The following is a 24,727-nucleotide window of genomic DNA, read 5'->3' on the forward strand; positions in this document are numbered from 1 at the left end:
TGTTCTAGAACAGTCGCAACAGTTCTAGAACAGTAGAACGGGAGAGACCATGGGTGATCTGCTGATCCGGCCGAGCCGCACGCCGGTCCGCGTGCAGCTGATGGACGATCCGGGACCGCTGGGCCGGTTCGGGGACTACGGCGGCCGCTACGTGCCCGAGTCCCTGATCCCCGCCTGCCGCAAGGTCGAGGAGGCGTTCCGGGAGGCGTGGGACGACCCGGCGTTCCGCGGCCGGCTCGCGGGCCTGCTCGCCACGCACGTCGGCCGGCCGACCCCGCTGACACCGGCGGTGCGGCTGTCCGCCGAGCTCGGCGTGACGCTGCTGCTCAAGCGGGAGGACCTCACCCACACCGGCTCGCACAAGATCAACAACGTGATCGGCCAGGCGCTGCTCGCGACCAGGATGGGTCACAAGCGGCTGATCGCCGAGACCGGCGCCGGGCAGCACGGGGTGGCGACCGCGACGGCGGCGGCGATGTTCGGCCTGTCCGCGACCGTGTTCATGGGCGAGCGCGACATCGAGCGGCAGGCGCTCAACGTGTTCCGGATGCGGATGCTCGGCGCCGAGGTCGTGCCGGTGCGCACCGGCGCGAGGACGCTGAAGGACGCGACCAGCGAGGCGATGCGGCACTGGGTCGGCGCGACCGAGGACAGCTACTACTGCATGGGATCGGTGCTCGGGCCGATGCCCTACCCGTGGATGGTGCGGGAGTTCCAGCGGGTCATCGGCGACGAGGCGCGCCGCCAGTGCGCCGCCGCCCTGCCCACCGCCGTGCCCGACTACGTCGTCGCCTGCGTCGGCGGCGGGTCCAACGCGGCCGGCACGTTCGCCGGGTTCGTCGACACCGCCGCCAAGCTGGTCGGGGTCGAGGCGGAGGGGGGCGCCGGCGCGACCCGCGGCAGCCTCGGCGTGCTGCACGGGGTGCGGTCGATGTTCCTGCAGGACGACGACGGGCAGGTCCTGGAGGCGCACTCGATCGCGGCCGGCCTCGACTACCCGGGCATCGGCCCCGAGCACGTGCAGCTGCGGGACCTCGGCCGGGCGCGGTACGTGACGGTCGGCGACACCGAGGTGGTCGACGCCGTGGTCCGCCTGGCCCGCACCGAGGGGATCGTGGCGGCCCTGGAGTCCGCGCACGCCGTCGCGTGGGTGATCCGCGCCGCCGCCGACGGCACGCTGCCGGCCGGCTCGACCGTGCTGCTGACCCTGTCGGGCCGCGGCGACAAGGACATCTCGGCGCTGCGGGAGCTGCTGTGAAACTGCCCTCCGACCACAAGATCCTGATGCCGTACCTCACCGGTGGCGCCGTCGCCGGCTGGACCGACCACCTGCGGGCGCTGATCGACAACGGCGCCGACGCGATCGAGATCGGCCTGCCGTTCTCCGACCCGACGCTCGACGGCGCGACCATCCAGGAGGCCACCCACGCGGCGCTGACCAGGGGCGCGACCCTGCGCGGCATCCTCACCCGCAGCTCGGAGTTCGCCGGGACGGTGCCGCTGGTCGCGAGCACCTATGCCAACCTCGTCGTGCGCGACCCCGCCTTCTGCGCGAACCTGCGCGACGCTGGCTTCGACGGGCTGATCGTGCCCGACCTGCCGCTGGAGGAATGCGCGGAGTTCGAGCAGCAGGACCTGGACCTGGTGCTGCTCGCGTCGCCGGCCACGCCCGACGAGCGCCTCGACGAGATCGCCCGCCGCAGCCGCGGCTTCGTGTACGCGGTCACCGTCATGGGCACCACCGGCGAGCGGGAGACCCTGGCCACGTCCGCGCGGGCCCTCGCGGGACGGCTCGCCGACCGCTGCGACCTGCCGGTGTTGCTAGGATTCGGCATCTCCACCCCGGCGCAGGCCGCGCAGGCCGCCCGCCTCGCCGACGGGGTCGTCATCGGCGCGGCGATCATGCGCCGGGTGCTCGACGGCGCCACGCCGGCCGAGGTCGGGGCGTTCCTCCGCGCGATCCGGGAGACCATGGACGAAGGGTGAGCCGATCAACTCCGAGCCGCGGTACCGCAGCATCGCCGCCGACCTGGCCGAGAAGATCCGCGCCGGTCACTACGCGCCGGGTGACGCGCTGCCCGCCCAGCGGGACCTGAGCCAGAGCTACGGCGTGACCCTGATGACGCTGCGGCAGGCCCTGCGGCACCTCAGCGACGAGGGGCTGATCGTCCAGCAGGCCGGCAAGGGCACGTTCGTGTCGCCGCCGCATCTGGCGTACCGGCTGGGCTCGCTGCGCAGTCTCGCCGACGACCTCCGCGAGCAGGGGCACGAGGTGCGCACCACGGTCCTGGACAACGGGGTGCGCCGGCCGCCGGCGGCGATCGGGGCGCAGCTGGGGACGCCGGCGCTGCGCCTGGAGCGGGTCCGGGAGTTCGCCGGGCGGCCCGCGGTGCACCAGGTGTCGTGGGTCCGCAAAGGGCTGAGCGCGCGGCTGCGGCCGGTCGATTTCACGACGACGTCGCTGTACGCCGCACTCGCCGACGCCGGGGTCGCGGTCGCCAGGGCCACCGAGACGATCCGGCCGGACGTGCTCGACGAGGTCGTCGCGGGGCACCTGCGGGCGGCGGCGGGGACGCCGGTGTTCGTCAGCGACCGGGTCACCTACGCCCTGGACGATTCCCCGGTCGTCGCCGACCGGGCTGTGATCCTCGGCGACACGATGGAGATCCGGGCCTCGCGTGCGGCGTCCGGGCTGTCGCTCACCTGGTCCGGCGCCGGCGGCTGAGGCCGGCTACACGTGGCCGCGCAGGGACACGTCGTAGACGACCGCCGGTGGTGGTGAGAGCAGGTCGTGGGCCTGCCGGCTGAACGCGCTCGCGTCCCGGGTGCGGCGCAGCTGCACCGTCACCGAGTCGCACGACGCGCCGCCGTCCAGCGCCGCGACCGCCCCCGGCGGGAGCATGAGCACCGCCGCCTGCGCGCCGACGGCGGTGTCCGCGGGCCGGCCGGCGATCCCGACGACGGTCGCGTTGACGACGGTCTGCCCGCGGGACAGGGTCGCCCGCTCTCCGGGGCGGATGTCGTGGGCGGCCGCGGTCCGCTCGTCGATCAGCACCTGCGAGTCCGACCCCGGGTAGCTCCCCGACCGGACGTCCGACCAGCGCAGGCCCGGCCGGCTGGCGGCGGTCAGGACCGTCGCGCCGTTGAGGACGCCGCGCGAGGTGACGACCGTGACGCCGAACAGCGTCGTGCCGCACTCGACCGCGGCCGCCTGCGGCAGCGCCGCGATCCGCTCGACCTGCTTCGGCGTGAACCTGCCCACGAGCCGCACGTCGGCGTCGCCGGGCAGATCCGCGAACTGGGCCGAACCCTCATATCTGTCGAGGACCACGAACGCCCCGACCGCGACCGCGCCGACCACGAAGCCGGCGGCGACCAACCGCTCCCCGCGCATGCCGCCGACGGTACCGGAGCGGTCACCCACGGTCGGGGCGCCACGCAGAGCCGCACGTCAGGCGGCGCGACCCAGGTAGCGCAGCAGGGTCACCGCGGCCCCGTCCGGGTCGCCGGACGGCAGCGCCGGGGCATAGGCGCCATAGGCCCGCAGCGGCTCGACGAGCTCGCGCGCGACCGGCAGCAGCCGCTCCGCGAGGGTGTCGGACAGCGGGGACGGCTGCCCGGTCGCGACCGCGACGTCCCAGGCGTGGACGGCGGCGTCGAGCCCGCACGCCCCGGCGCCGAGCCAGCCGGCCATCTTGCCCTGCGGCAGCGGCGTGGGCGCGTCGGTGGCGTCGGCCGCGACGGTCGCCCAGGCCGCCGCCGACGCCCGCATCGTGCCTTCGACGAACGCCACGAATGCCTCGAGGTCCCCGTCCAGCTCCCCCGAGGGGGAGAACGGGTCGAACGCCGGCCAGCCCTCGCCGGTGATCGCCGCCGCGAAGCCGAGCTGGTCGCCGGCCGCGTGCTGGAGGACCTGGGTGACGTTCCACCGCTCGCACGGCGTGGCCAGCGCCAGGTCCGACGGGCGCAGCCCGGCGAGCACCGCCCGCAGCGCCGCGTGCGACTCGTCCAGGACGGTCCAGGTGTTCGCGCTCATCGTGCACTCCCTCAACTCGGTGACTGCGACCAGTCTATCAGAACGGAATACTCCATTCCACTAAATGGCCGGTCTTTGCCGGAGGGTCGGGGTGTACGTGATCTAGCCGGCGCCCTCGGCGCGGAGGTGGCGGCGCTGGACCTGGCGGCGCTCGCGCAGGACGGCGGCGAGCCGGTCGGCGGGCAGCGGCGGGTGGAACAGGAAGCCCTGCGCGGACGTGCAGCCCAGGGCGGCGAGCGCGGCCCGCTGGCCGGGGGTCTCCACGCCCTCGGCGACGACCCGCAGCTTGAGCCGCAGCCCGAGCTCGACGGTGGCCCGGACGATGGCCTCGGCCTTCGGCGAGTCGATCATCTGGGCGACGAACTCCCGATCGATCTTCACCTCCTGTACGGGCAGCCGCGTCAGCACCGTGAACGACGAGAACCCGGTGCCGAAGTCGTCGACGGCGAGCTGGACGCCGAGCCGCCTGATCCGGCCGAGGACGTCGTCGATGACGGGTGACCTGGACAGCATCACCGTCTCGGTGATCTCCAGGACGAGCAGCTCGGCCGGGAGGCGGTGCCGGGCGAGCAGGTCGCCGATCGCCTCGGGCAGCTGCCGCTCCAGCAGGCTGCGGGCGGAGACGTTGACCGACACCGGGACGGCCAGCCCGGCCCGGCGCCAGCTGGACGCCAGGCCGATGGCACGGTCGAGCACCCACCGGGTCAGCGGGCCCATCAGCTCGCTGGCCTCCACGACCGGCAGGAACTGGTCGGGGGCGAGCCGCCCGCGGCGCGGGTGCTTCCACCGCACGAGGGCCTCGACGCCGGTGATCTGCTGGGCGCCGCCGGCGAGGGACACGGCCGGCTGCAGCTCCACGCTGAGCTGCTCGTCGGCGTTCAACGCCTCCCGCAGCTCGGCGAGCAGGGCGAGCCGGTCGGTGCTCGCGTCGTCGCGGCCGGCGTCGTACCAGGCGACCGGCTGCACGGCGCGCTTCGCCTGGTACATGGCGATGTCGGCGCGGCGCAGCAGCTCGGTGAGGTCGACCTCGCCGGCGGCGGCGACGACCACACCGATCGACGGCTCCTTCGACAGCAGCACCCCGTCGACGCGCATCGGCACGGCGAGCTGCGCGCCGAGCTTCCGGGCCCGCTCCACGGCGGAGGCCAGGGCGAGGTCGGCGCCGCCGGTGTCCAGATCGGTGATGAGCAGCGCGAACTCGTCGCCGCCGAGCCGGGCGAGCAGGTCGCCGGGGTTGCCGGCCTCGGTGACCCGGCCGGCGATCACGCGGAGCACCTCGTCACCGGCGGCGTGACCGAGGGCGTTGTTGACCTCTTTGAAGTCGTTGACGTCCAGCAGCAGCATCGCAACGGGCTCGTCGACGCCGAGCCTGCGTAGCATGGCGTTGCCCCGCGACAGCAGCGCCGCCCGGTTGAACAGGCCGGTCAGCGGGTCGTGGACGGCGTCGTAGGTGGTCCGCTCGCTCATCGAGCGCAGTTCGTCCTGGCTGATCGCGTCGTGCAGCGCGGCCGCGAGGGCGTCGCCGTACGCGTCGAGCATCCGCTGGTTGCGCGGACGCAGCCGGCCGAGACCGGTCAGGTGCAGCTCACCGACGGCCACCGCACCCACGGCGAGGGGATGCACGACCGTCCCGGACGCCCCGGCACCGCGACCCGGGCCTTCCGCGTGGCCGGCGCCGCGATCACCGTCGCCGGCCGGGACAGCGCCTGCACCCCCGCCGGTCGGGACGGCGCCGGTCGGGGGGTCGTGCGTGCCGAAGGCGGTGCCGCCGGCGAGGACGACCCGAGCCGCGGTGACGCCGAAGAGGCGGCGGGCGCCCTCGATGCCGGCCTCGGCGGTGCCGCGCACGTCGAGCCGGTTGAGGTCGCGGGTCGCCTCGGCGAACTCGTGCCAGGTGCGGCGCTCCTCGCGGTCGCCGATGCGGCTGGCGTACAGCTGCTGGAGCAGCCACAGCACCGGCGGCAGGAGCAGCAGCAGGAGCGCATCGGTGAAGCACGCCCAGACGATGACCAGGCCGACGGCGATGTTGCCGACGACCATGAGGAGCTTGGCGCGCAGCAGGTCGAGGGCGACGGCGACGGGCCGGCCGCCCCGGGTGGCGGCGACGTGCGCGGCGGTGAGGCCGATCGACACGAGGCAGTACCCGAGCGCGCCGGCACTCAGGGCGAGCACGCCGCGGGGCGTCAGCGGTGCGTCGTGGACCGGCGCGACCAGCGCGGTGGTGACGGCGGCGAGCGCGCCGGCGATGGTGAGGGCGGCGACGGTGTAGAGCAGGTCACGCGGGCTGCGGACGCGTCCGGCACGGGCGTCGACGGCGCGCAGGACGGTGTGCGACACGGCGGCGCCGGCCAGGACGACGATCGGGATCATCGCGGGCGGCAGGTTGACGCACAGGACGACGATCGCGGCCTCGCCCCAGGCGAAGGCGGCCTGGCCGGCGCCGGCGCGCACCTTCAGGCGGGCGAGCTGCGCGAGGATCACGAGGCCGAAGCTCGCCGCGACCGCCCCGGCCGGCCCGGTGCCCGTGGACATGACGAGCGCCGCGCCCACGGCCACGACGATGGCGGCGACGGACGCGACGGTGGCGGTGAGGCGCACCGGCACGGGTGTCATCGATGCACCGTATCGACCGACGACAATGACGCTAAGCGTCGGCGCGATTGCGCAGCGTGAGCAGGAGTAAGGACGAACGGGGTGACCACCATTTGCCCCCCTTCCCTGCCCAACAGGGAGACGCGTCCGGCGAAAGGAACGCGCACCCCGTGAAGGCTAAAGCACGGAAAGAAGGCACAACAGAGGTCAGAGGCGCGATTCTGCCTCTGTGTCGTTGTCGCTGTGACCACCGTCGGTCGAGGCGGCGGGTTTGTCGGGGTCCGGGAACTCGGCGGGAAGCCGCCGGATCCGGGCGGTCATGTTGCGGATCAACAGCACCGTCGCGATGGCGAGCAGCACGATGATGAGCAGCCCCATGGGGCCGGCCAGACCGCCCGAGCGGGTGTCACCGAAGTTGTTCTCGGCGAGGAACTGCCACGCTTGCATACTGCCTACCTTACGCCCGCGAAGAGATCGTCTTCCGGCGTGCGTGTGTCGACGTGCGACTTCACCAGCTCATAGTCCTCGGTGGGCCAGATCTTCTGCTGGATGTTGAGCGGGACGGCGAACCAGAAGCCGTCCGGGTCGACCTGGGTGGCGTGCGCGCGCAGGGCGTCGTCGCGGGCCTCGAAGAACTCGCCGCACGGGACCCGGGTGGTGACGCGGTCGCCCTTGTCGTCGCGGTCCTCCCAGCGCTGCATCCACTCCGTGTACGGCGACTCGCCGGTGGCCTCGATCATCGCCTCGTGCAGGGCGAGCATGCGGACCTTGGACCAGCCCATGTTGTAGTACAGCTTCAGCGGCTGCCACGGCTCGCCCTTGTCCGGATAGCGGGCCGCGTCGCCGGCCGCCTCGAACGCCACCATGCTGACCTTGTGCGTCATGACGTGGTCGGGGTGCGGATAGCCGCCCTCCTCGTCATAGGTGGTGATCACGTGCGGGCGGAACCTGCGGATCAGCTCGACCAGCGGCGCCGCCGCCTCCTCGGGATCCATCAGGCCGAAGCAGCCCTCGGGCAGCGGCGGCAGCGGGTCACCCTCGGGGAAGCCCGAGTCGACGAAGCCGAGCCAGGCCTGGTCGACGCCGAGGATCTCCCGCGCCCGGTCCATCTCGGCGCGGCGGATGGTCGCGATGTTCTCCCAGACGTCGGGCCGGTCCAGCTTCGGATTGAGCACGCTGCCCCGCTCGCCGCCGGTGCACGTGACGACCAGCACCTCGACGCCCTCGGCGGCATAGCGGGCCATCGCGGCCGCGCCCTTGCTCGACTCGTCGTCGGGATGCGCGTGCACCGCCATCAATCGCAGTTGCTCGCTCACGAGCTCTCCTCAAGGTGTCCGTCAACCCCACTGCGGGGGCGCCCCGGGTTACGACCCTATTGTGGTCGGTACCTCCGACGAAACGACGAGGACCTCCTTCCCGTGACCGAGACGCACACCACAGCCAAATACCCGCCGGGCCGCTACGGCCGCCGCCGGGAGCCACGGCCGCGCCGCACCTGGCTGGTCGTGCTCGTCGCCGCCGTCGCGGCGGTCGCCGGGGTGCTCATCGCCGTGAAGCTCTTCCAGCAGTACGGGCCGCAGGAGTACGAGCCGCAGGTCCAGCGTTTCTACGCGATCGGCGACGACGGCATCACCGTCGAGTTCGTGGTCCGCAAGGACGCCGCGAAGGAGGCGACCTGCCGGGTCCGGGCCCGCTCCGCCAGCGGCGAGGAGGTCGGCCTGGCTGAGGTCGACGTGCCGAAGGGCCCCGAGGCACTGGTCACCTACCGGCTGGCCACCAGCGACCGGCCGGTCACCGTCGAGGTCCCCGCCTGCGGGCCGAAGCGCACCCGCTGAGCACCCAGCATTTTCCATGCCGGCGGTGATGCGGCTCACTGGTACGTTAGTGGTTTGACCGAGCGTGCCCGTTAAGGAGATCTTCAGTGTCGACGACCGACGGCGACCAGGGGACAACCTGGCTGTCGCAGGAAGCATATGACCGCCTCCAGGCCGAGCTGGACGAGCACATCGCCAACCGGCCGGCGATCGCCGCGGAGATCAACGCACGCCGCGAAGAGGGCGACCTGCGCGAGAACGGCGGCTATCACGCCGCCCGCGAGGAGCAGGGCAAGGCCGAGGGCCGCATCCTGTACCTGAAGGAGTTCCTGCGCAAGGCGGTCGTCGGCGAGGCGCCGGCCAGCAACGCGGTCGCGCCCGGCACGGTCGTCACGATCCAGTTCGACGACGACGAGGACGACACCGAGACGTTCCTGCTGGGTTCCCGCGAGATCGCGGCGACGACGGACCTCACCGTCTACAGCCCAGAGTCGGCGCTGGGCAAGGCGATCCTGGGCGCGGCAAAGGGTGACCAGGTGAAATACGTCGCCCCGAACGGGTCACAGATCAAGGTGAAGGTCATCTCGTTCGAGCCGTTCGGCGGCTGAGCGAAGGCCGGGCGTCACAACGCTTTGAGGGTCCGCGCCGAGCTGGCACTGTGTCGCGCCAGCTCGGCGTCGATCCGTTCGTTGCGCGCGCTGTCGAGCACGACCGCCGCGGACTCCGGCGCGGTCGCCTCGACCAGCCGCGCCCGCAGGCCTGACGGCGGGTGACTGGCGAAGAGCGTGATCTCGTCCTCGGTCGCGGCGGCGCGCCGGACGGACAGCTGCGGCCGCACCTCGTCGAGCAGCTGCCGGGTGGTCTGCGGCCACTCGGCGACCGGCCGCCCGGCCCGGGCGTCCCGCTTGATCAGCATCGTCAGGCTGTCCAGCACGACCAGCGTGTCGAGCAGGTCGACGGCCGCCGATCGGCCGCCCATCCGCGCGGCGATCCGGTCGGCGCGGTATTCGGCGCGTTGCCCTTCCCGCAGGACCAGCACGGCGAGCGCGATCCGGGGCGTCCACATTAGGAGGCGCAGCACGAGCTTGAGCGTGTTCAGGATGGGCACGACGATCCAGTTCACGAAGAAGCCGTCGGCCCACCCGTCGGTCTCCCGTAGCGGCTCCGGCCGCAGCAGGCCGTCGAGCTCGTCGAGGACCGTCAGCGACGGCTGGGTCAGCAGGCCGCGCCGCGGGTCGGCGTTGACGAAGTGGCCGAGCTCGTGGCCCAGCAGCGCCATCCGTCCCTGCCGGGGCAGGGCGTTCCACAGCGGCAGCCCAAGCACCAGGATCGGGCGGCGGCGCAGCCCGACCGCCCAGGCCCCCGCGTCGAACCAGTCGCCCTCGACGTAGATCCGCGGCGCCGGCGCACCGACGGCCGCCGCCGCCTCGCGGACCAGCGCGTGCAGCTGCGGCGCCTCCGCCCCGGTGACCTCGGTCGCGTATTTCGGCGTCCGGCCGAGCCTGGGCCGCAGCAGGACCGCCACGGCGATCACGAGCAGGCCCACGACCACGCCGGGGATCGAGATCGTGCAGAGCCAGACGCCGGCCGCCAGCAATGCCAGGACCAGGCCGTACAGGAGCAGCGACGAGATCACGAGCAGGCCGGCGCCGACCGTGGTGGTGGTGCGGTCGGCGCCACGCATGAACGCCTCGAACGTCGCCAGGGTGTGGCGGCGGGCGGAACGCTGCGCGAGGCGGTCGAGCCAGCCGAAGCCAAAGGTCACAAAGGATCTTCTACGCGCCGAAGGTCACCGTGTATCCAGCCGAACGGAGGGCATTGACGAGCCGGTCGGAGTGCTCGGAGCCGCGGGTCTCCACGGACAGGTGGATCTCGACCTCGCCGAGCTGCAGGCGGGGGTCCTGCCGGCGGTGCGCGACGTCGACGACGTTGGCGCCGTGCGCGGCGATCTGCGCGAGGATCCTCGCCAGGTGGCCCGGCTTGTCGCCGCAGCGGACGGTGAAGGCCAGGTAGCGGCCGGCGGCGGCGAGGCCGTGCTCGATCACCCGCAGCATGAGCATCGGGTCGATGTTGCCGCCGGACAGGATCGCCGCCGCGGGCGTGTCGACCTCGACGACACCGGCGAGCAGCGCGGCGACGCCGACGCTGCCGGCCGGCTCGACGACGGTCTTGCCGCGCTCCAGCAGCATGAGCAGCGCCCGGGAGATGTCCTCGTCGGTGACCGTGACGACCTCGTCGACGAGCTTGCTGACGTGGGCGAAGGTGATGTCGCCGGGGCGGCCGACCGCGATGCCGTCGGCGATCGTGCCCAGCGCGGCGAGGCGGACCGGCTTCCCGGCGCGCAGTGACTCCGGGAACGCGGCGGCGCCGGCCGCCTGCACGCCGATGATGCGCACGTCGGGGCGCAGGGCTTTGACCGCGACCGCGACGCCGGAGATGAGCCCGCCGCCGCCCATGCCGGTGACGATGGTCTTCACCTCGGGGATCTGCTCGATGATCTCCAGGCCGAGGGTGCCCTGGCCCGCGATGATGTCGGGGTGATCGAAGGGGTGGATCAGCACCGCGCCGGTCTGCTCCGCGAACTCGGCGGCGGCGTCGAGCGCCCCGTCGACGGTGGAGCCCGCGAACTGGACGGCGGCGCCGTAACCCTTCGTGGCGGCGATCTTGGGCAGCGGCGCGCCGACCGGCATGAAGACGGTGCTGGCGATGCCGAGCAGGCTCGCGGCGAGGGCGACGCCCTGCGCGTGGTTGCCGGCGCTGGCCGCGACCACGCCCCGGCGGCGTTCGTCGGCGCTGAGGCGGGCGATCCGCACGTACGCGCCGCGGACCTTGAACGATCCGGCGCGCTGCAGGTTCTCGCACTTGAGCCAGGCCGGGCCGCCGAGCTTCGCGGTGAGGGGCCGGCTGGGCTCGATCGGCGTCCGGCGGATCACGCCGGACAGCAGATCACGTGCCGCTTCGATGTCAGCGAGCGTCACGAGCCCCGAGGACGGTTCAGTCATTCCCTGATCGTGCCACCCACCGTGAGCGGCAGCACCACGGTCCATTGCTCGTTCGTGGAACGCAGCGCCTGCAGCGCCGCCCGGGGTGCCGCGGAGCCACGGATGCGGGCGACGCGTCCGTACTGCGCGCTGGTGACGCGGGCGATGAGCAGCAGCGCGAACACGGCCGTGACGATGCCCAGCACCGCCCCGGGCAGGCGCAGCAGCAGCTGGCGGCCGAACAGGTGCGACACGAGGGCCCGGTCGACGCTCCCACCGGCGGCGACCCGGTCGCGGACGTCGTCGATCTCGCGCACGTTGTCCAGGCCGGCGAGGACGCCGAGCGCCGCGGCGGCCAGGGTGAGCAGCAGGCCGAGCCACCACAGCCAGGTGAGCACGGTCATCCTGCGGCGCAGTGCCGGTGCCCGCCCGACGCTGCCGACGGCGACGTCGAACAGCGGCGCGGCGGACGTCGAGCGGATGCCGAACGCGGCCAGGTTGGACCGGGCGCGGCGGGCCCAGCCGGCGAACGTGGCCCAGGCGGTCACGACCGCGACGGCCAGCACCGCCCAGGCGCCGACGCGCACGGCGCTCGCGTCGCTGCCGGGCCGGTGCGCGGCCCAGATGTCGGCGAGCGGCACGAACGCCACGCACAGGTGGGCGAGCGCCGCCGCGGCGACGGTCAGCATCGCCGCGGTCGCCCAGCTGGAGATCGCCTTGACCTGGCGCACCGTCACCGCCGGGCCGCCATGCGGGGCCAGCCGGGTGCGTGCCGGCGCCAGGGCGCGGCCTGCTCGACCTGCCCGGCGAGCGCGAGCAGCAGCGGCTCCGCGCCGGGCGGCCCCACGAGCTGGACCGCGGCGGGCAGCCCGTCCGCGCGGACCCCGGTGGGGATCACGACGGCCGGGAACCCGGCGAAGTTCCACGGCGCGCTGTACGGCGCATACCGGGCGTTGACCAGCATGTTCGCCGACCAGGAGCGCTCCGACCAGCGCACGGCTCGCGGCGGGGCGCCGGCGAGGGCGGGGGTGACGAGGACGTCGAAGCCGCCGCTGAGGAACCAGTTGCGGCAGCGCTCCCGCCACTCGTCGCGGTCGGCCTCCCTGACCAGGCCGCGGCGCAGGGCCTGCTCGCCGAGCCGCGCGTGCCGCCGGGTCCGCGGCTGGAGCCGGGCCCGGCCGAGGTCGGAGCCGAGGGCGGCGGCGTCGGCGTGCGCGCCGGCGAACCAGGTGGCGAGGACGTGCGCGGCGAGCGACGCCGGATACACCGGGTCGGCGCGCACCGCGTCGTGGCCGAGGCCGAGCAGCAGCCGGGCGGCGTCGCTGAGCCCCTTGCGGGCGCCCGCGTCCGGGAACACCCCGGTGGCCGGGCTGCGCGAGGACACCGCGATCCGCAGCTTCCGCGGTTCCCGCAGCGCTTCCGGGGTACGACCGGCGATGACCGAGAAGCCCAGCGACGCGTCGCCGACGGTGGTCGCGAGGATGCCGTTCTCGGCGAGCCCGTGCCAGTCGTTGGCGCCGATCCCGGCCGGGACGACGCCGCGACCGGGCTTGATGCCGACGAGCCCGCAGCAGGCGGCGGGGATCCGGATCGAGCCGAGCCCGTCGTTGCCGTGGGCGATCGGCACCAGGCCGGCGGCGACGGCGGCGGCCGACCCGCCCGACGAGCCGCCGGGGGTCCGGTCGGTGCGCCACGGGTTGCGGGTGATCCCGTCGGCGTCGTCGGTGAGCCCCCAGATGCCGAGCTCCGGCATGCGGGTCACGCCGACGACGATCGCGCCGGCGCCCCGCAGCCGCCGGACCACCTCGTGGTCGTGCTCGGCGACGGGACCGCGGGCGGCCGCCGAGCCGTTCCACGTGGGCAGGCCGGTGACGGCGATGTTCTCCTTGACCGCGATCGGCACCCCGGCGAGGGGCAGGTTGCGCAGCTCCGGCTGGTCGTCGACGATCTCCGCCTCGGCGATCGCCGCACCGGCCCGGACCTGCCGGAACGCGCCGACGACCCGGTCGTAGGCGCGGATCGAGTCGAGGTGGTCGGCGACGACCTCGGTGGCGGACGTGTCACCGCGGCGCACCGCGCGGGCGATCTCCCGCGCGGTGGTGCCGACCCAGGTGGTGGAGCGGTGCAGCATGAGGAGACACCTTCCGGCCGATGGCTGGCGCTTAGTGTCTCAACGAGCGAGGGCTTGCTCCAGGTCCGCGAGAAGATCGTCGATTGTTTCGATGCCGACGGACAGCCGGACGAGGTCGCCGGGGACCTCCAGGGGCGAGCCGGCGGCGCTGGCGTGGGTCATCCGGCCGGGGTGCTCGATCAGCGACTCGACGCCGCCGAGGGACTCGCCGAGCACGAAGAGCTTCGCCCGGTTGCAGATGTCCACGGCCGCCTCCTCGCCGCCCGCGGCCCGGAAGCTCACCATGCCGCCGAAGCGCCGCATCTGCTTCGCCGCGACCTCGTGCCCGTGGTGCTCGGGCAGCCCCGGATACAGCACCTGGCTGACGGCCTTGCTCCTGGTCAGGAACTCGACGACCTTCTCGGCGTTGTCGCAGTGCCGGTCCATGCGCACGCCGAGGGTCTTGATCCCGCGCATCGTCAGCCACGCGTCGAAGGGGCCGCAGACCGCACCCATCGCGTTCTGGTGGAAGGCGAGCCGGTCCAGCAGGTCGTCGTCGGTGCCGACGAGCGCGCCGCCGACGACGTCGGAGTGGCCGCCGATGTACTTCGTCGTCGAGTGCACCACGACGTCGGCGCCGAGGTGCAGCGGCTGCTGCAGGTAGGGCGAGGCGAACGTGTTGTCGACGACGAGGATCGCGCCCCGGTCGTGCGCGACCTGGGCGAGGGCGGCGATGTCGGCGATGCCGAGCAGCGGGTTGGTCGGGGTCTCCAGCCAGACGATCTTCGTGCGGTCGGTCATCGCCGCCCGGACCGCGTCGACGCTGTGGATCGACGCCGGGGTGAAGTCCAGCCCCCAGCGCCGCGCCACCTTCGAGAACAGCCGGTAGGTGCCGCCGTACGCGTCGTCGGGGATGACCACGTGGTCGCCGGGCACGCACACGGTGCGCAGCAGCGTGTCCTCCGCGGCGAGCCCGGACGCGAACGCGAGGGCCCGGCGGCCGCCCTCGATCGCGGCGAGGCACTCCTGCAGCGCGTCCCTGGTCGGGTTCTGGGTCCGGCTGTACTCGTAGCCGCGCCGGGGGTGGCCCACCGCGTCCTGCGCGTACGTGCTGGTCTGGAAGATCGGCGGGACCACCGCTCCTGTGGCGGGGTCCGGCTCCTGGCCGGCGTGGATGGCGAGGGTTTCGAAGCCGTGCGTCATGGACCGACCATAGTGCGGGACATGGTGAGCCGGATCACGGGCCGCCGATTCCACCCGCCGGGGCGCTCCGGGACCGGCCCGCGCCGACCGTCATCCCGGGCCGGTACCGCTGGAATCCGCCCTCGCCGAGCGCTTTCGCCTGGTACATGGCGATGTCGGCCCGGCGCAGCAGGTCGCCCTCCAGGTCCTCGGCGCCGGCCTCGACGACGCCGAAGCTGGCCCGGGCGGCGATCAGGTGCCCGTCGACCTCGACCGGGATCCGCACCGCCTCGGCGACCCTGGCCAGGACCCCGTCGACGGCGCCGCGGTCGCAGTCCTCGAACAGGATCGCGAACTCGTCGCCGCCGAGGCGGGCCACGATGTCGCCGGCCCGGACGCTGCCCCGCATCCGGTCCGCGACCGCGACGAGCAGCCCGTCGCCGACCGCGTGCCCCAGCGTGTCATTGACGATCTTGAAGTCGTCGAGGTCGACGAGCGCGACGCTGACCCGGTCGCGGCCCGCCGGTTCGCGCAGCGCGGCCTGGACCCGCTCGGTGAACAGCGCCCGGTTGGCCAGGCCGGTGAGCGCGTCGTGGGTCGCGTCGTGGCGCAGCTGCCGCTCCTGCAGGCCGAGGCGGGTGAGCAACGCATCGTTCTCGCCGAACGCGACGAGCTGCCGCACCACGACGAGCCCGGTGAGCAGGACGGCGGCCGCGACGACCAGCAACCGGTCGTCGGTGTTGTCGATCGCCGTGTGTACCAGCAGCGCGTCGACCCCGGCGACGGCGACGTACGGCAGCAGGCTGTAGCGGCGCCGCCGGGCCTCACCGGCGCCCGACTTCGGGTCGGTGACGTCGGCCAGGTGGCAGTAGGCGCTCACCCCGGTGGCGAACGAGGCCAGCGGGAACAGCAGGGTCTGCGCGTCGACGTCCGGGCGCGTCGTGAGCAGGACCGTGACCGCCGACCCGGTCCCGCCGACCAGCGCGGCGAGGGCCCGCCAGTACAGGGTCCGCCGGGACAGCCGGTCGGTGCCGGCGAGCGCCGCCTTCGCCCCGAGGAACACCGCGACGAGGGCCGCGCCCATGATCGGTCCGACGTTCGTGGCGGCGCCGCCGGTGAACGCGGCGAGGGCCGCCGTGCCGAAGAAGTGCCACAGCAGGACCGCCGCGGCGACCAGCAGGGTGCACAGGTCCAGGGCGAGCGCGACCCGCTCGGCGCGGGTGCGCAGGCCCAGCGGCACGCGCAGCACCGACCAGCTCAGCAGTGCCGCGCCGACGGTCTGCAGCCCGGTCCAGACCGGGCCGAGCGCGTCCACACCGGCGACGACGTGGCCGACCCGGACCGCGAGGGCGGCGGCGATGCACCACATGCCCCACGCGGACTGCCGCCAGAACCGCCGTACCCACGGCACCGTCGAGACCCGCCGGGCGTGCCCGCACAGGAGCGCGGCGAGCAGCGCGACGACCGGGCTCAGCAGGTGGTCGAGCGGCCGCGGCCAGCTCGACCCGCCGGCCAGCTCGACGCCGAACCCGGCGGTGTTCACCAGCACCAGGACGGCCATCGCCCACAGCAGCCTCCGGTCCCGCGCCGGGACCGGGTGGTCCGGCACGACGGAGGTCCGGGCGGTGCGGCGCATCGATGTCCAATCGGTTCGGGCGTTCCCCGACGGCATCGGCGCGGCCCCGGCGGACCTGAGCACTCCGATATCCTGGGCAGGATGTCTCGACGATCACGGCCGTAATGGCTTGATAAGGCCGGCGGCCGTTTCCCGAGGCAGACTTGAGCCCAAGCACCTCAAGTCGTATAGGAGCTGATCGTGTTCCTCTGGTCCCGCAAGCCGCTCGACCTGCCCACCGCCGAGACCGCCCTGACCGGCCGCGACACCGAGATGCCGGTCGCCTCGACCCACACCGTGCTCGGCACCCCGCTGCGCGGTCCCTGGCCGGCCGGGCTCGAGGTCGCCTTCTTCGGGATGGGCTGTTTCTGGGGCGCGGAGCGCATCTTCTGGCGCATCCCCGGCGTCCACTCCACCTCCGTCGGCTACCAGGGCGGGTTCACCGCGAACCCGACGTATGAGGAGACCTGCTCCGGCAGGACCGGCCACACCGAGTCGGTCCAGGTCGTCTACGACCCGTCGAAGGTCTCCTACGAGACGCTGCTGAAGGCGTTCTGGGAGAACCACGACCCGACCCAGGGCATGGCCCAGGGCAACGACGTCGGCACGCAGTACCGCTCGGCGATCTACACGACGACCCCGGCGCAGGCCGCCGCGGCCGCCGCGTCCCGGGAGGCCTTCGCGCCGGTGGTCCGCGCCGCCGGCAAGGGCGAGATCACCACCGAGATCGCCGACGCCGGCCCGTTCTACTACGCCGAGGACTACCACCAGCAGTATCTGTCGGACGTGAAGAACCCGTACGGCTACTGCAACCACGGCCCGAACGGCATGACCTGCCCCATCGGCGTCGGCTCCGTGCCGGCGTAGCGCGCCTACCGGGTGCCCACCCAGGTCATGTCCGGCCAGGGTCCGTGGTCGAGCTCTTCGATGATGCGGGCCATTTCGGGGGGCACCTGTCCCGGCTCCTCGGCCTGATCGGCGTCCCTGTCGAGGCCGAGGAGCACCTGGACGCCGTCGTCCCAGGTCAGGAAGAGGTTCCGGCTGTCCGGCGAGTACCAGCCGGCGAGGCCGTTGAGCTGCACCGGCAGGGCGGTGGTGTGGTCGGCGAGGTCCTTGTGCGCGTCGGGTCCCAGCTGGAGGCGGAGCTGCCGGTCTCCGGCGCCGGTGGCCGAGATCTCCTGGAGCCACAGCTGTCCCCGGTAGCTCTGGCTGAGCCGCCACGGCCGGCCGGTCAGGTCGTCCGGCAGCCAGCCGAAGCGCGGGCCGACGGCGGTCTCCCGCTGGTCCGGCCGGACCGACCGGGCCACGCGCAGCGCCGTCGCCCGCTGCTCGCCGGGGCTGTGCTCGTCGCCCACGGCGATCATCAGCTGCGGCCGGCCGGGCGGCTGCCAGGTGAGGTAGGCGGCGTTGCCCGACCCGTCGGTCTGGATCAGCTGCCCGGGGACCCCGTCGACGTCGACGGTCTCGGTCCGGCCTTCCGGCCGGTCGAGCGAGTCGTGCCAGCCGACCAGCAGCGAGACCGACGCGTCGGTGCCGTTGCGCCAGTCCAGCGACAGGGCGGGCGCCTGGTCGCCGACGACGACGATCGTGCGCTGGTGCTGCCCGTACCCGGACGGCAGCCAGGTCGGGCGGAAGCGCAGGGGCACCTTGAGCCAGCCGCCCCCGGGACCTCCGGCGACCTGGGGAAAGTCGGTGTCCGGGTCCTGGGTCAGGCGCCACGCGCCCACGCCGGCGGCACCCACCGCGGCGGCGGCCACGCCCGCGCCGGCGACCCGGAGAACGATCCGGCGCTGCCGGTGCCGCCGCGCCTGGTCGGCCAGGCCGGCGCGGATCCGCTCCGGCGACGCCGCCTCGTCGGCGATGGCGCCGAACGCGGCGCGGATCGCTTCGCTGTCGATCATTGTTCCTCCCGGGCGGGTTGCAGTTCCGCGACGGTCCGCAGCTTGGCGAGTGCTCGTGATGCCTGGCTGCGGACCGTCGCGAGGCTGCAGCCCATCAGCGCGGCGATGTCGCCGTCAGCCATGTCCTCGTAGTAGCGCAGCGCGACGACGATGCGCTGCCGGGGCGGGAGCTCGCGGATCAGCCGCACGAGGGCGTCGCGCTGGACGACCTGCTCGGCCCGGTCCTTCTCCTGGAGCTGCCTCGGCTGCACCCGCTCCCGCCGGATCGCGGCGGCGACCCGGCGGCGCGCCGACAGCAGTTCGTTCACGATCATCTTGCGGACGTACCGCTCCGGCACGTCCAGCTCACAGATCCGCGCCCACCTGGGCTGCGCCTTGATGAGGACGTCCTGGACGACGTCCTCCGCCAGGTGCGGATCCCCGGCCAGCGCGGTCGCCTGCCGCAGCAGCGCCGGCAGCCGTACCGCGACGAACTCCTCGAATGTCAATCGACCCCCTTGCTCGCCCCCTCACACGAAGCTGCGCACGGAGTCTGTTGCACGCCCCGGGTCAGGCGCTGATCAGGGTCAGGGTCAGCGTGCCCGTGTAGTGGCCCTTGGGCGAGGTGTCGGGCATCCACAGGACCATCGTGGCGCCGACGTGGGCGGTGCCGAGGCCCGCGCCGTTCGGCGCCGCCGCGAGCAGGCCCGCCGCCCGCAGGCCGGGGCTCGTCTGCTCCTGCAGCGCCGGGCGCACCGCCGGGCCCGCGGCCACGGCGCCCTCCGCGTCGCTGCCGGCGGCCGTCAGGACGGGCGTCCAGCCGACATTGCGGGCGGCGACGGTCGTGCCGCCGTTGACCATGTCGCTCGCCTGGCCGGTCACCGTCCAGCCCGGCTGGACCGGCCGGGTGTCGAGCACCGTCACGCCGTCGAGCGGGCCCTCGAAGACCCACGCGTGCCGGTGTCCGGTCGGGTCGGTCGCCTGCGCGGGGTGGCCGCCCGGCGCCGCGGGGTCGACCTGGGTCAAGGTCACCCGGGTGCCCAGGGTCACCTGGAGGCTGACGTCGCCGGTGTACGGCGCGGTGTCGTTCTGCGCCAGCGCCGGCGCCTTCCCGGACTGCGGGCCGGCGTCGTAGCAGGGCGCGAGGTCCAGCGCGCTCAGGTCGACGGCCGGGTCGGCGTCGTGCAGCTTCCTGAGCTGGTCGAACTGGGCTCGGACCAGGTTCTGCGGCAGTGGTGCGGCGCACGCGGCGAACGCGAAGAAGTCCACCAGGGTCTGCCGCTTGCCGGTGGTCATCCGCGGGTCGGTCGCGCCGGTGGGCAGGATCAGGTAGGTGTACCCGGACAGTGGATACGTCCGGGGGTCCGGCGAGGTGTAGACGCCGGTGAGGTTCGCGGTCAGGTCCGGGTTGAAGGTCGCGTGGGTCAGCGAGACGCCGACGTTCAGCGGGTCCGGCGCGACGTACTCACCGGCGGCGTTGCGGATGCTCGCGACCGGATAGCGGGCGTTGCGCGCGTAGGCGGGCTCGACGTAGCCGATCGCGCCGTCGGAGGCAGCGGCCGAGATCGTGTTCATCACGCCGTCGGAGCCGTTCACGGCGATGGGGTGGACGCGGGTCCCCGTGCGCGGCGCGGTCGGGAAGTATTCCGTGAACTCCGGCCGGCCGTAGTACTCCTGCCACAGGTCCGGGAACTGGTGCGCGATGAACGCGGTGAACTGTCCCGTCGCGCCGGAGCCCTCGCTGTGCACGACGACCGTGATCTGCAGCGACGGCAGCTGCCGCCCGCCGTTGTCGGCGGTGATCCGCGGATCGTTCCAGTTCGTGATCTGGCCGAGGAAGATCCTCGCCAGGGTCGAGCCCGACAGCCGCAGGTCGCGCAGCAGCACGCCGCCGACCCGCACCTGGTACGGGAAGGCGACCGCGCTCGCGGCCAGCGGCGCGTAGACGAACTCGCGGCCCTGCGCGTCGTCGCGCTGCCCGGTGGCCGGGTCGAGGCCGCGGAACGGCAGGTCGGAGACGGCGAAGTCGTTGACCAGGGCGGCGAAGTCCCGGCGCCCGGTGGTCGAGCCGGTCGCCGTGTAGTCGACCTGCATACCCCGCGGCCGCACCTGCGCGACCCAGTCGTTGACGGTGTCCGCCACGGACGACGATCCGGTGCCGGTGATCCGGCTGTACGGCCCGGCGGCCCGGGCCGATCCCGGCAGGCCGCTGACGATGACGGCGACCGTCAGGCACGCCGCGACGATGCTGCTCCCCCGCATGGTCACCGATTCGAACGGGGCAGGGTGAACCGGGCGGAAACCAGGGACGTACGGCGGACACGGGCCCGGCGTCGGGACCCTCGCGAAGTGTGAGCAACCTTCGCAGTTCGCGATAACTCTCAGCAACCTCCCTGATACTTTGAGTGACGATTCGGTATGGGTGTCCCTGATCCAGGTGATCCGTTCCCCATCGATCGCTCCCATCCCGCGGTGTCAGACGGAGGAGACGAACACAGTGCAAGTCAAGACAACACAACGCAGTGTTGCTGCGGCGCGCATCGGCGCCGTGCTGACACTCGCAGCGGCCGGCCTGGTCGCGACCGGGGCGCCGGCATTCGCCGCAACGACGATCTCGCCGACCTCGGGTCCCGCCGGCACGGTGGTCACCGTGACCGACGCGGGCGCGACGTTCACCAACACGTCGCGCGTGCAGTTCCAGTGGAAGTCGGCCGGCAACACCACGTGCGGGGCCGCGGCCCTGACCCCGACGCCGGCCAGCGCCTCGGACTCGACCACCCAGACCGGTGGTGTCGTCGAGGTACCGGCGGCGAACATCACGCTGACCTCCGCCACGGTCCTGGACGTGACGGTCCCGGCGTCGCTGGTGCTGCTCGGCAACCCGTCGCAGGTCACCGCCAACTACTTCGTCTGCGTCTACAACGCGGCCGGCTCGTCGCTGCTCAACACCAGCGACCAGACGTTCACGCTCAACGGCAACCTCGTGCCGAGCGCGACGTCCGGCCCGACCGGCGGCGGCAACACGATCACCGTGACCTCCCCCGGCAAGGTGTACAACACCGGGTCCGTCTACGTGCAGTTCCAGAACAACAGCGGCTGCACCTCGACCTTCTCGGCCACCAGCGCCACCGTCGTCACGGTGGCGGCCGCCGGTGTGAAGATCCTGGGTGGCACGCCACCGACCAACAAACTGTCGGTCCTCGTGCCGTCCGGCGTGGTCAACGCCGGTGGCTTCACGACCGAGGACTGGTACATCTGCGCGTACAGCGGCAACACCGCGGGTAACGCGAACAGCCCGCTGATCGCCGGCTCGGGTGTGCAGTACGTCGTCGGCCCGGTCCCCACGATCAACAACGTGTCGCCGGCCACCGGTCCCGCCGAGGGCGGCACCACGATCACCGTCACCGGCACCAACATCCCGACCGGCGGCGTCGGCATGACCGCGACGCTGGGCGGCTCGCCGCTGACCAACATCGTGGTCGCCGGCGACAACCTGTCCTTCACCGCGACCGTCCCGGCGCACTCCGCCGGCGGGCCGTTCCCGCTGTCCGTGACCACCGCCGGTGGCACGGTCACGAAGCCGAACGTCTTCAGCTACACCAACGGCATCACGGTGACGCCGAAGAACTCGCCGAACAACCGGGCCGCGGGCACCGACCTCGACATCACCGGCGTCGGCTTCTCCGCGCTCGACTTCAGCGGCAACTCGTCCGGCGGCACGACCCCGGACAACGCCAAGGCGCACGTCTACCTGGTCCGCGGCGTCTACAACCCGACGGCCGGCTCGCCCGCCACGGTCAAGACCAACGCGCAGGTCGCCGAGTGCCTCGACGTCACGGTGGTGGACGACACCGAGCTCGTCTGCACGCTGTACACGCAGGGCAACGGCTTCGCCAACGCGAACACCACCCGGGCGCTCTCGGGCTGCACCGTCGCCTCCGGCGCCGCGGCCGTCCTCGGCTCGGCCAGCAGCACCAGCTGCACCTTCTCCTCGACGGACGTCGGCATGGCGGTGACCGGCACGGGCATCCCGACGGGCACCAGCATCCTGTCCTTCACGGACTCGACGCACGTGACGCTGTCGAAGAACACCACGGCGGCCGTGACGGCCATGACCCTGAACACCAACCGGGTCATCGCCGACGCGGCCACCACCGCCGGCTCGCCCACGCTGGGCACCTCGGCCGGCTCGACCTTCAACGCCGGTGACGTCGGCCGGTCCATCGCCGGTCCGGGCATCCCGAACGGAACGCGGATCCTGAGCGTCAGCGCCGGTGTGCCCACCCTGTCGAACGCGGCCACCGCGACCGCCTCGACCCCGTCGCTGACGCTGCACTCCGGCGTCCCGATCCCGAACGGCACCTACACCGTGACGGTCGTCAGCAGCGGCGCGATCGGCGCGCAGCTCAACGCCAACTACACGCAGTCGATCATTTCCAGCGGTTCGACCTTCACGGTCGCCGACTACCTGATGACGGTTGCCTGATCCATCGCGGAACAACGGCGGCCCGGAGTCCTCATGACTTCGGGCCGCCGCTCGCTTTGACGCCGGTACACCTTTGAATCCTGAACGATTCTCACAACCCTGCGCATTCGGAATGTTACGTTGAGTGAGCAGGCAAAGCCCGCGCGGCTGCCCGAAACAGTCGGCCGTCCAGCACCTGAGAGGACCCTGCTCAATGTTCTTCGCGCAATCCCGCCGCGCCAGGTTGGCCGGCACGGGCACCGCCGCGGCAACGCTGCTCAGCGCCGCATCGTTGATCGCCCTGCCGACGGCCGCCCACGCCGCCCCGGCCGCCACCGCGGTCACCATCACCTCCCCGACCGGCGGCAAGGTCGCCGCGGACACGGAGAAGCAGGTCATCATCATCACCGTCACCGGCCTGACCGGCGCGACCCTCGACGAGGGATCGGTGGAGAGCGTCGACCTCGGCGCCGACACCGACTGCCAAGGCCTCGACTTCTACATAGTGACCGCGGCGACCTCGCTGGCGGTCAAGACCCCCACCGGCGGCTGCGCCCCGACGTCCGGCGTCGCGTCCGAGACGATCGCGATCAACTTCGCCAACAGCGGCGGCACGCTCACCAAGGCCCTCTCCGGCCTGGTCTTCATCGCACCGCCGGCACTGGACAGCACAGCGCCGGTCGTCACCGAGAACAGCAGCGCGCTGAACTCCGCGGACCAGATCAAACGGTTCGTCTCGACCGGCGGCCAGTACGTCCGGGTCAAGGCGGACAGCAACTTCACGTTCAGCGGCGCGGCGAACTCGCTGTCCGCCAGCCTGGGCGGCAAGCCGCTGACCGAGGTCAAGGTCTACAAGAAGACCGACGGCACCCTGTTCACGACCGCGCCGTCGGGCACCACCGAGAACGGCAACTACTTCGTCGGCAAGACCGCCACCGGCATGACCAACGGCAACCTGTCCATCACGCACAATGGCGTCACCAAGACGTGGACCGCCACCGACCTCGGCACGAGCGTCGTCACGCTGCCCGTCGTCACGGCCATGACCCCGGCCTTCGGGAAGATCAACACCGCCACCACGGTCACGCTCACCGGTACCTTCACCGGCGCCACCGGCGTGACCTTCTGCGGCGTGGCCGGCACCACCTTCACGCTCAATACGGCCGGCACCTCGATCAGCGTCAAGACACCCACCAGCGGCATCGCCGACGACGCCGCCGGCCTGGGCAGCGGCGTCTTCTCCGGCGCGTGCGAGGTCAAGGTTGTCGCACCCGCGGGCAACAGCCTGCACAGCGCGGCGACCACCTTCTCGTTCCTCGCGGAGTAGCGGGTCCGGACACACGAAACGGCCCGGTCTCTCAAGAGACCGGGCCGTTGCCGCAAAGGTTTTGGCAGGCGAGGGCACACCATCGCGATATATGCGGGGGAACCACGAAATGTGTGCCCTCGCCTGCCGTGTAGACCCGCCCGATCCCTGGGGAGGACCGCCTGGCCGGAGGCGTTCGGAGTCGACGGAGGCATGTCGACAACCGTGCCCGGGCGGGTCTTTGTGTCGCGGTGACCGTGACACCTGGCGGGCATGCCCAGGTCACCGCTGAGATCAACGATCGTGCTAGAGAAAGGTTCCCCGGTTGCCGCCGGCGCGGTGCCAGCCGCCCCGCGAACGCTGCGGCGCACCGAGGTCGATCCGCCAGTCGGGCATCGTCCTGAGGCTGTACAGGTCGTGCCGGGCGGTCCAGGCCTCGTTCCACGGGCGCCGCGACGCGGCCTCGGCGTTCTCCGCGAGCCGGCGCGGCGCGCAGGGCCACTCCCGCCCGCACCAGATGCACTGGCCGTCGTCGTCCGACTCGTTGTGCCGGCTCAGGATCTGCGTGGCGTCGCGCCACAGCAGCCGATCGACGACGTCTGTTGGCTCGGACTGGTCGACACTGACCAACTTCCCTACCCCCAAACTCTGCGAGAACCTCCGGACGAAACGTTAAACAGTCCGGGTCCTCGCGTGGGCGGACAGCCTGTGCGATTCGCCCGCGACCACTCGAAAGGGGACGGCGT

Annotated in this window: 23 protein-coding genes; 8 read left to right on the forward strand and 15 right to left on the reverse strand. The window is 72.7% G+C overall.

Annotated features, from left to right (window positions below):
- Window positions 1-49 precede the first annotated feature (49 nt).
- The 3 genes from trpB to ACZ6TV_RS11750 are packed head-to-tail and all read left to right on the forward strand — an operon-like array spanning window position 50 to window position 2,725.
- Window positions 50-1,258: a tryptophan synthase subunit beta gene (gene trpB / locus ACZ6TV_RS11740; RefSeq protein ID WP_465297119.1), complete on the forward strand. Its 1,209-nt coding sequence runs from the start codon at window positions 50-52 to the stop codon at window positions 1,256-1,258.
- Entirely contained in the window at window positions 1,255-1,986 is a 732-nt protein-coding gene (trpA, locus tag ACZ6TV_RS11745; protein WP_465297120.1) for a tryptophan synthase subunit alpha, read from the forward strand. The genes trpB and trpA overlap by 4 nt, the downstream gene beginning before the upstream one ends.
- 55 nt (window positions 1,987-2,041) lie before the next feature.
- A complete protein-coding gene (locus tag ACZ6TV_RS11750) occupies window positions 2,042-2,725 on the forward strand; it encodes a GntR family transcriptional regulator (RefSeq protein ID WP_465297338.1) in 684 nt (227 codons plus the stop codon).
- 6 nt (window positions 2,726-2,731) lie between these two features.
- Here the strand turns inward: ACZ6TV_RS11750 and ACZ6TV_RS11755 are convergent, their stop codons facing one another.
- The 5 genes from ACZ6TV_RS11755 to mca form a co-directional block, all read right to left on the reverse strand.
- Window positions 2,732-3,394, reverse strand: a complete 663-nt coding sequence (locus tag ACZ6TV_RS11755) for a hypothetical protein (RefSeq protein ID WP_465297121.1) — start codon at window positions 3,392-3,394, stop codon at window positions 2,732-2,734.
- Between the two features lie 57 nt (window positions 3,395-3,451).
- Window positions 3,452-4,036, reverse strand: a complete 585-nt coding sequence (locus ACZ6TV_RS11760) for a TIGR03086 family metal-binding protein (protein ID WP_465297122.1) — start codon at window positions 4,034-4,036, stop codon at window positions 3,452-3,454.
- 102 nt (window positions 4,037-4,138) lie between these two features.
- Window positions 4,139-6,649 carry a putative bifunctional diguanylate cyclase/phosphodiesterase gene (locus ACZ6TV_RS11765; protein ID WP_465297123.1) on the reverse strand — a complete coding sequence of 837 codons (2,511 nt, stop codon included), beginning with the start codon at window positions 6,647-6,649 and terminating at the stop codon, window positions 4,139-4,141.
- A gap of 186 nt (window positions 6,650-6,835) precedes the next feature.
- On the reverse strand, window positions 6,836-7,075 hold the full coding sequence (locus ACZ6TV_RS11770; protein ID WP_465297124.1) for a hypothetical protein: 240 nt from the start codon (window positions 7,073-7,075) through the stop codon (window positions 6,836-6,838).
- A 5-nt stretch (window positions 7,076-7,080) separates the two neighbouring features.
- Entirely contained in the window at window positions 7,081-7,944 is an 864-nt protein-coding gene (gene mca, locus ACZ6TV_RS11775) for a mycothiol conjugate amidase Mca (protein ID WP_354776366.1), read from the reverse strand.
- A gap of 102 nt (window positions 7,945-8,046) precedes the next feature.
- Here mca and ACZ6TV_RS11780 point away from each other — a divergent pair, with 102 nt between their 5' ends.
- Window positions 8,047-8,463 carry a DUF4307 domain-containing protein gene (locus ACZ6TV_RS11780; RefSeq protein WP_465297125.1) on the forward strand — a complete coding sequence of 139 codons (417 nt, stop codon included), beginning with the start codon at window positions 8,047-8,049 and terminating at the stop codon, window positions 8,461-8,463.
- Between the two features lie 86 nt (window positions 8,464-8,549).
- Window positions 8,550-9,050 (forward strand): transcription elongation factor GreA, encoded by a 501-nt coding sequence (greA, locus tag ACZ6TV_RS11785; RefSeq protein ID WP_465297126.1) that lies wholly within the window; start codon window positions 8,550-8,552, stop codon window positions 9,048-9,050.
- A gap of 14 nt (window positions 9,051-9,064) precedes the next feature.
- On the opposite strand, the gene ACZ6TV_RS11790 is transcribed toward greA, so the two are convergent.
- Genes ACZ6TV_RS11790 through ACZ6TV_RS11815 form a run of 6 tightly spaced genes read right to left on the reverse strand, consistent with a single transcriptional unit; the run spans window position 9,065 to window position 16,351 of the window.
- Window positions 9,065-10,207: a M48 family metallopeptidase gene (locus ACZ6TV_RS11790; protein ID WP_465297127.1), complete on the reverse strand. Its 1,143-nt coding sequence runs from the start codon at window positions 10,205-10,207 to the stop codon at window positions 9,065-9,067.
- Window positions 10,208-10,217: 10 nt separating this feature from the next.
- Window positions 10,218-11,444 carry a threonine ammonia-lyase gene (ilvA, locus tag ACZ6TV_RS11795; protein WP_465297128.1) on the reverse strand — a complete coding sequence of 409 codons (1,227 nt, stop codon included), beginning with the start codon at window positions 11,442-11,444 and terminating at the stop codon, window positions 10,218-10,220.
- Complete coding sequence (locus ACZ6TV_RS11800; RefSeq protein WP_465297129.1) at window positions 11,441-12,160, reverse strand: hypothetical protein; 720 nt, start codon at window positions 12,158-12,160, stop codon at window positions 11,441-11,443. Before ACZ6TV_RS11800 ends, ilvA begins: the two co-directional genes overlap by 4 nt.
- Window positions 12,157-13,554: an amidase gene (locus ACZ6TV_RS11805; protein WP_465297130.1), complete on the reverse strand. Its 1,398-nt coding sequence runs from the start codon at window positions 13,552-13,554 to the stop codon at window positions 12,157-12,159. The genes ACZ6TV_RS11800 and ACZ6TV_RS11805 overlap by 4 nt, the downstream gene beginning before the upstream one ends.
- 39 nt (window positions 13,555-13,593) lie before the next feature.
- Window positions 13,594-14,736: a cystathionine gamma-synthase gene (locus ACZ6TV_RS11810; RefSeq protein WP_465297131.1), complete on the reverse strand. Its 1,143-nt coding sequence runs from the start codon at window positions 14,734-14,736 to the stop codon at window positions 13,594-13,596.
- Window positions 14,737-14,770: 34 nt separating this feature from the next.
- A complete protein-coding gene (locus tag ACZ6TV_RS11815; protein WP_465297132.1) occupies window positions 14,771-16,351 on the reverse strand; it encodes a diguanylate cyclase domain-containing protein in 1,581 nt (526 codons plus the stop codon).
- A gap of 252 nt (window positions 16,352-16,603) precedes the next feature.
- On the opposite strand from ACZ6TV_RS11815, the gene msrA reads away from it, so the two are divergent.
- Window positions 16,604-17,197, forward strand: a complete 594-nt coding sequence (gene msrA / locus ACZ6TV_RS11820; protein WP_465297339.1) for a peptide-methionine (S)-S-oxide reductase MsrA — start codon at window positions 16,604-16,606, stop codon at window positions 17,195-17,197.
- Between the two features lie 5 nt (window positions 17,198-17,202).
- Here the strand turns inward: msrA and ACZ6TV_RS11825 are convergent, their stop codons facing one another.
- The 3 genes from ACZ6TV_RS11825 to ACZ6TV_RS11835 form a co-directional block, all read right to left on the reverse strand.
- Window positions 17,203-18,231, reverse strand: coding sequence for a hypothetical protein (locus ACZ6TV_RS11825; protein WP_465297133.1), 1,029 nt, complete (start codon window positions 18,229-18,231; stop codon window positions 17,203-17,205).
- On the reverse strand, window positions 18,228-18,719 hold the full coding sequence (locus tag ACZ6TV_RS11830) for a SigE family RNA polymerase sigma factor (protein WP_465297134.1): 492 nt from the start codon (window positions 18,717-18,719) through the stop codon (window positions 18,228-18,230). Before ACZ6TV_RS11830 ends, ACZ6TV_RS11825 begins: the two co-directional genes overlap by 4 nt.
- A 61-nt stretch (window positions 18,720-18,780) precedes the next feature.
- On the reverse strand, window positions 18,781-20,472 hold the full coding sequence (locus ACZ6TV_RS11835) for a substrate-binding domain-containing protein (protein ID WP_465297135.1): 1,692 nt from the start codon (window positions 20,470-20,472) through the stop codon (window positions 18,781-18,783).
- Window positions 20,473-20,758: 286 nt separating this feature from the next.
- On the opposite strand from ACZ6TV_RS11835, the gene ACZ6TV_RS11840 reads away from it, so the two are divergent.
- Window positions 20,759-22,696 (forward strand): IPT/TIG domain-containing protein, encoded by a 1,938-nt coding sequence (locus ACZ6TV_RS11840; RefSeq protein WP_465297136.1) that lies wholly within the window; start codon window positions 20,759-20,761, stop codon window positions 22,694-22,696.
- A 193-nt stretch (window positions 22,697-22,889) separates the two neighbouring features.
- On the forward strand, window positions 22,890-24,002 hold the full coding sequence (locus ACZ6TV_RS11845; protein ID WP_465297137.1) for a hypothetical protein: 1,113 nt from the start codon (window positions 22,890-22,892) through the stop codon (window positions 24,000-24,002).
- A gap of 285 nt (window positions 24,003-24,287) precedes the next feature.
- Here ACZ6TV_RS11845 and ACZ6TV_RS11850 read toward each other — a convergent pair whose 3' ends face one another.
- Window positions 24,288-24,611 carry a hypothetical protein gene (locus ACZ6TV_RS11850; RefSeq protein WP_465297138.1) on the reverse strand — a complete coding sequence of 108 codons (324 nt, stop codon included), beginning with the start codon at window positions 24,609-24,611 and terminating at the stop codon, window positions 24,288-24,290.
- Window positions 24,612-24,727: the final 116 nt, after the last annotated feature.

It is taken from the genome of Dactylosporangium sp. NPDC051087 (assembly GCF_055586325.1).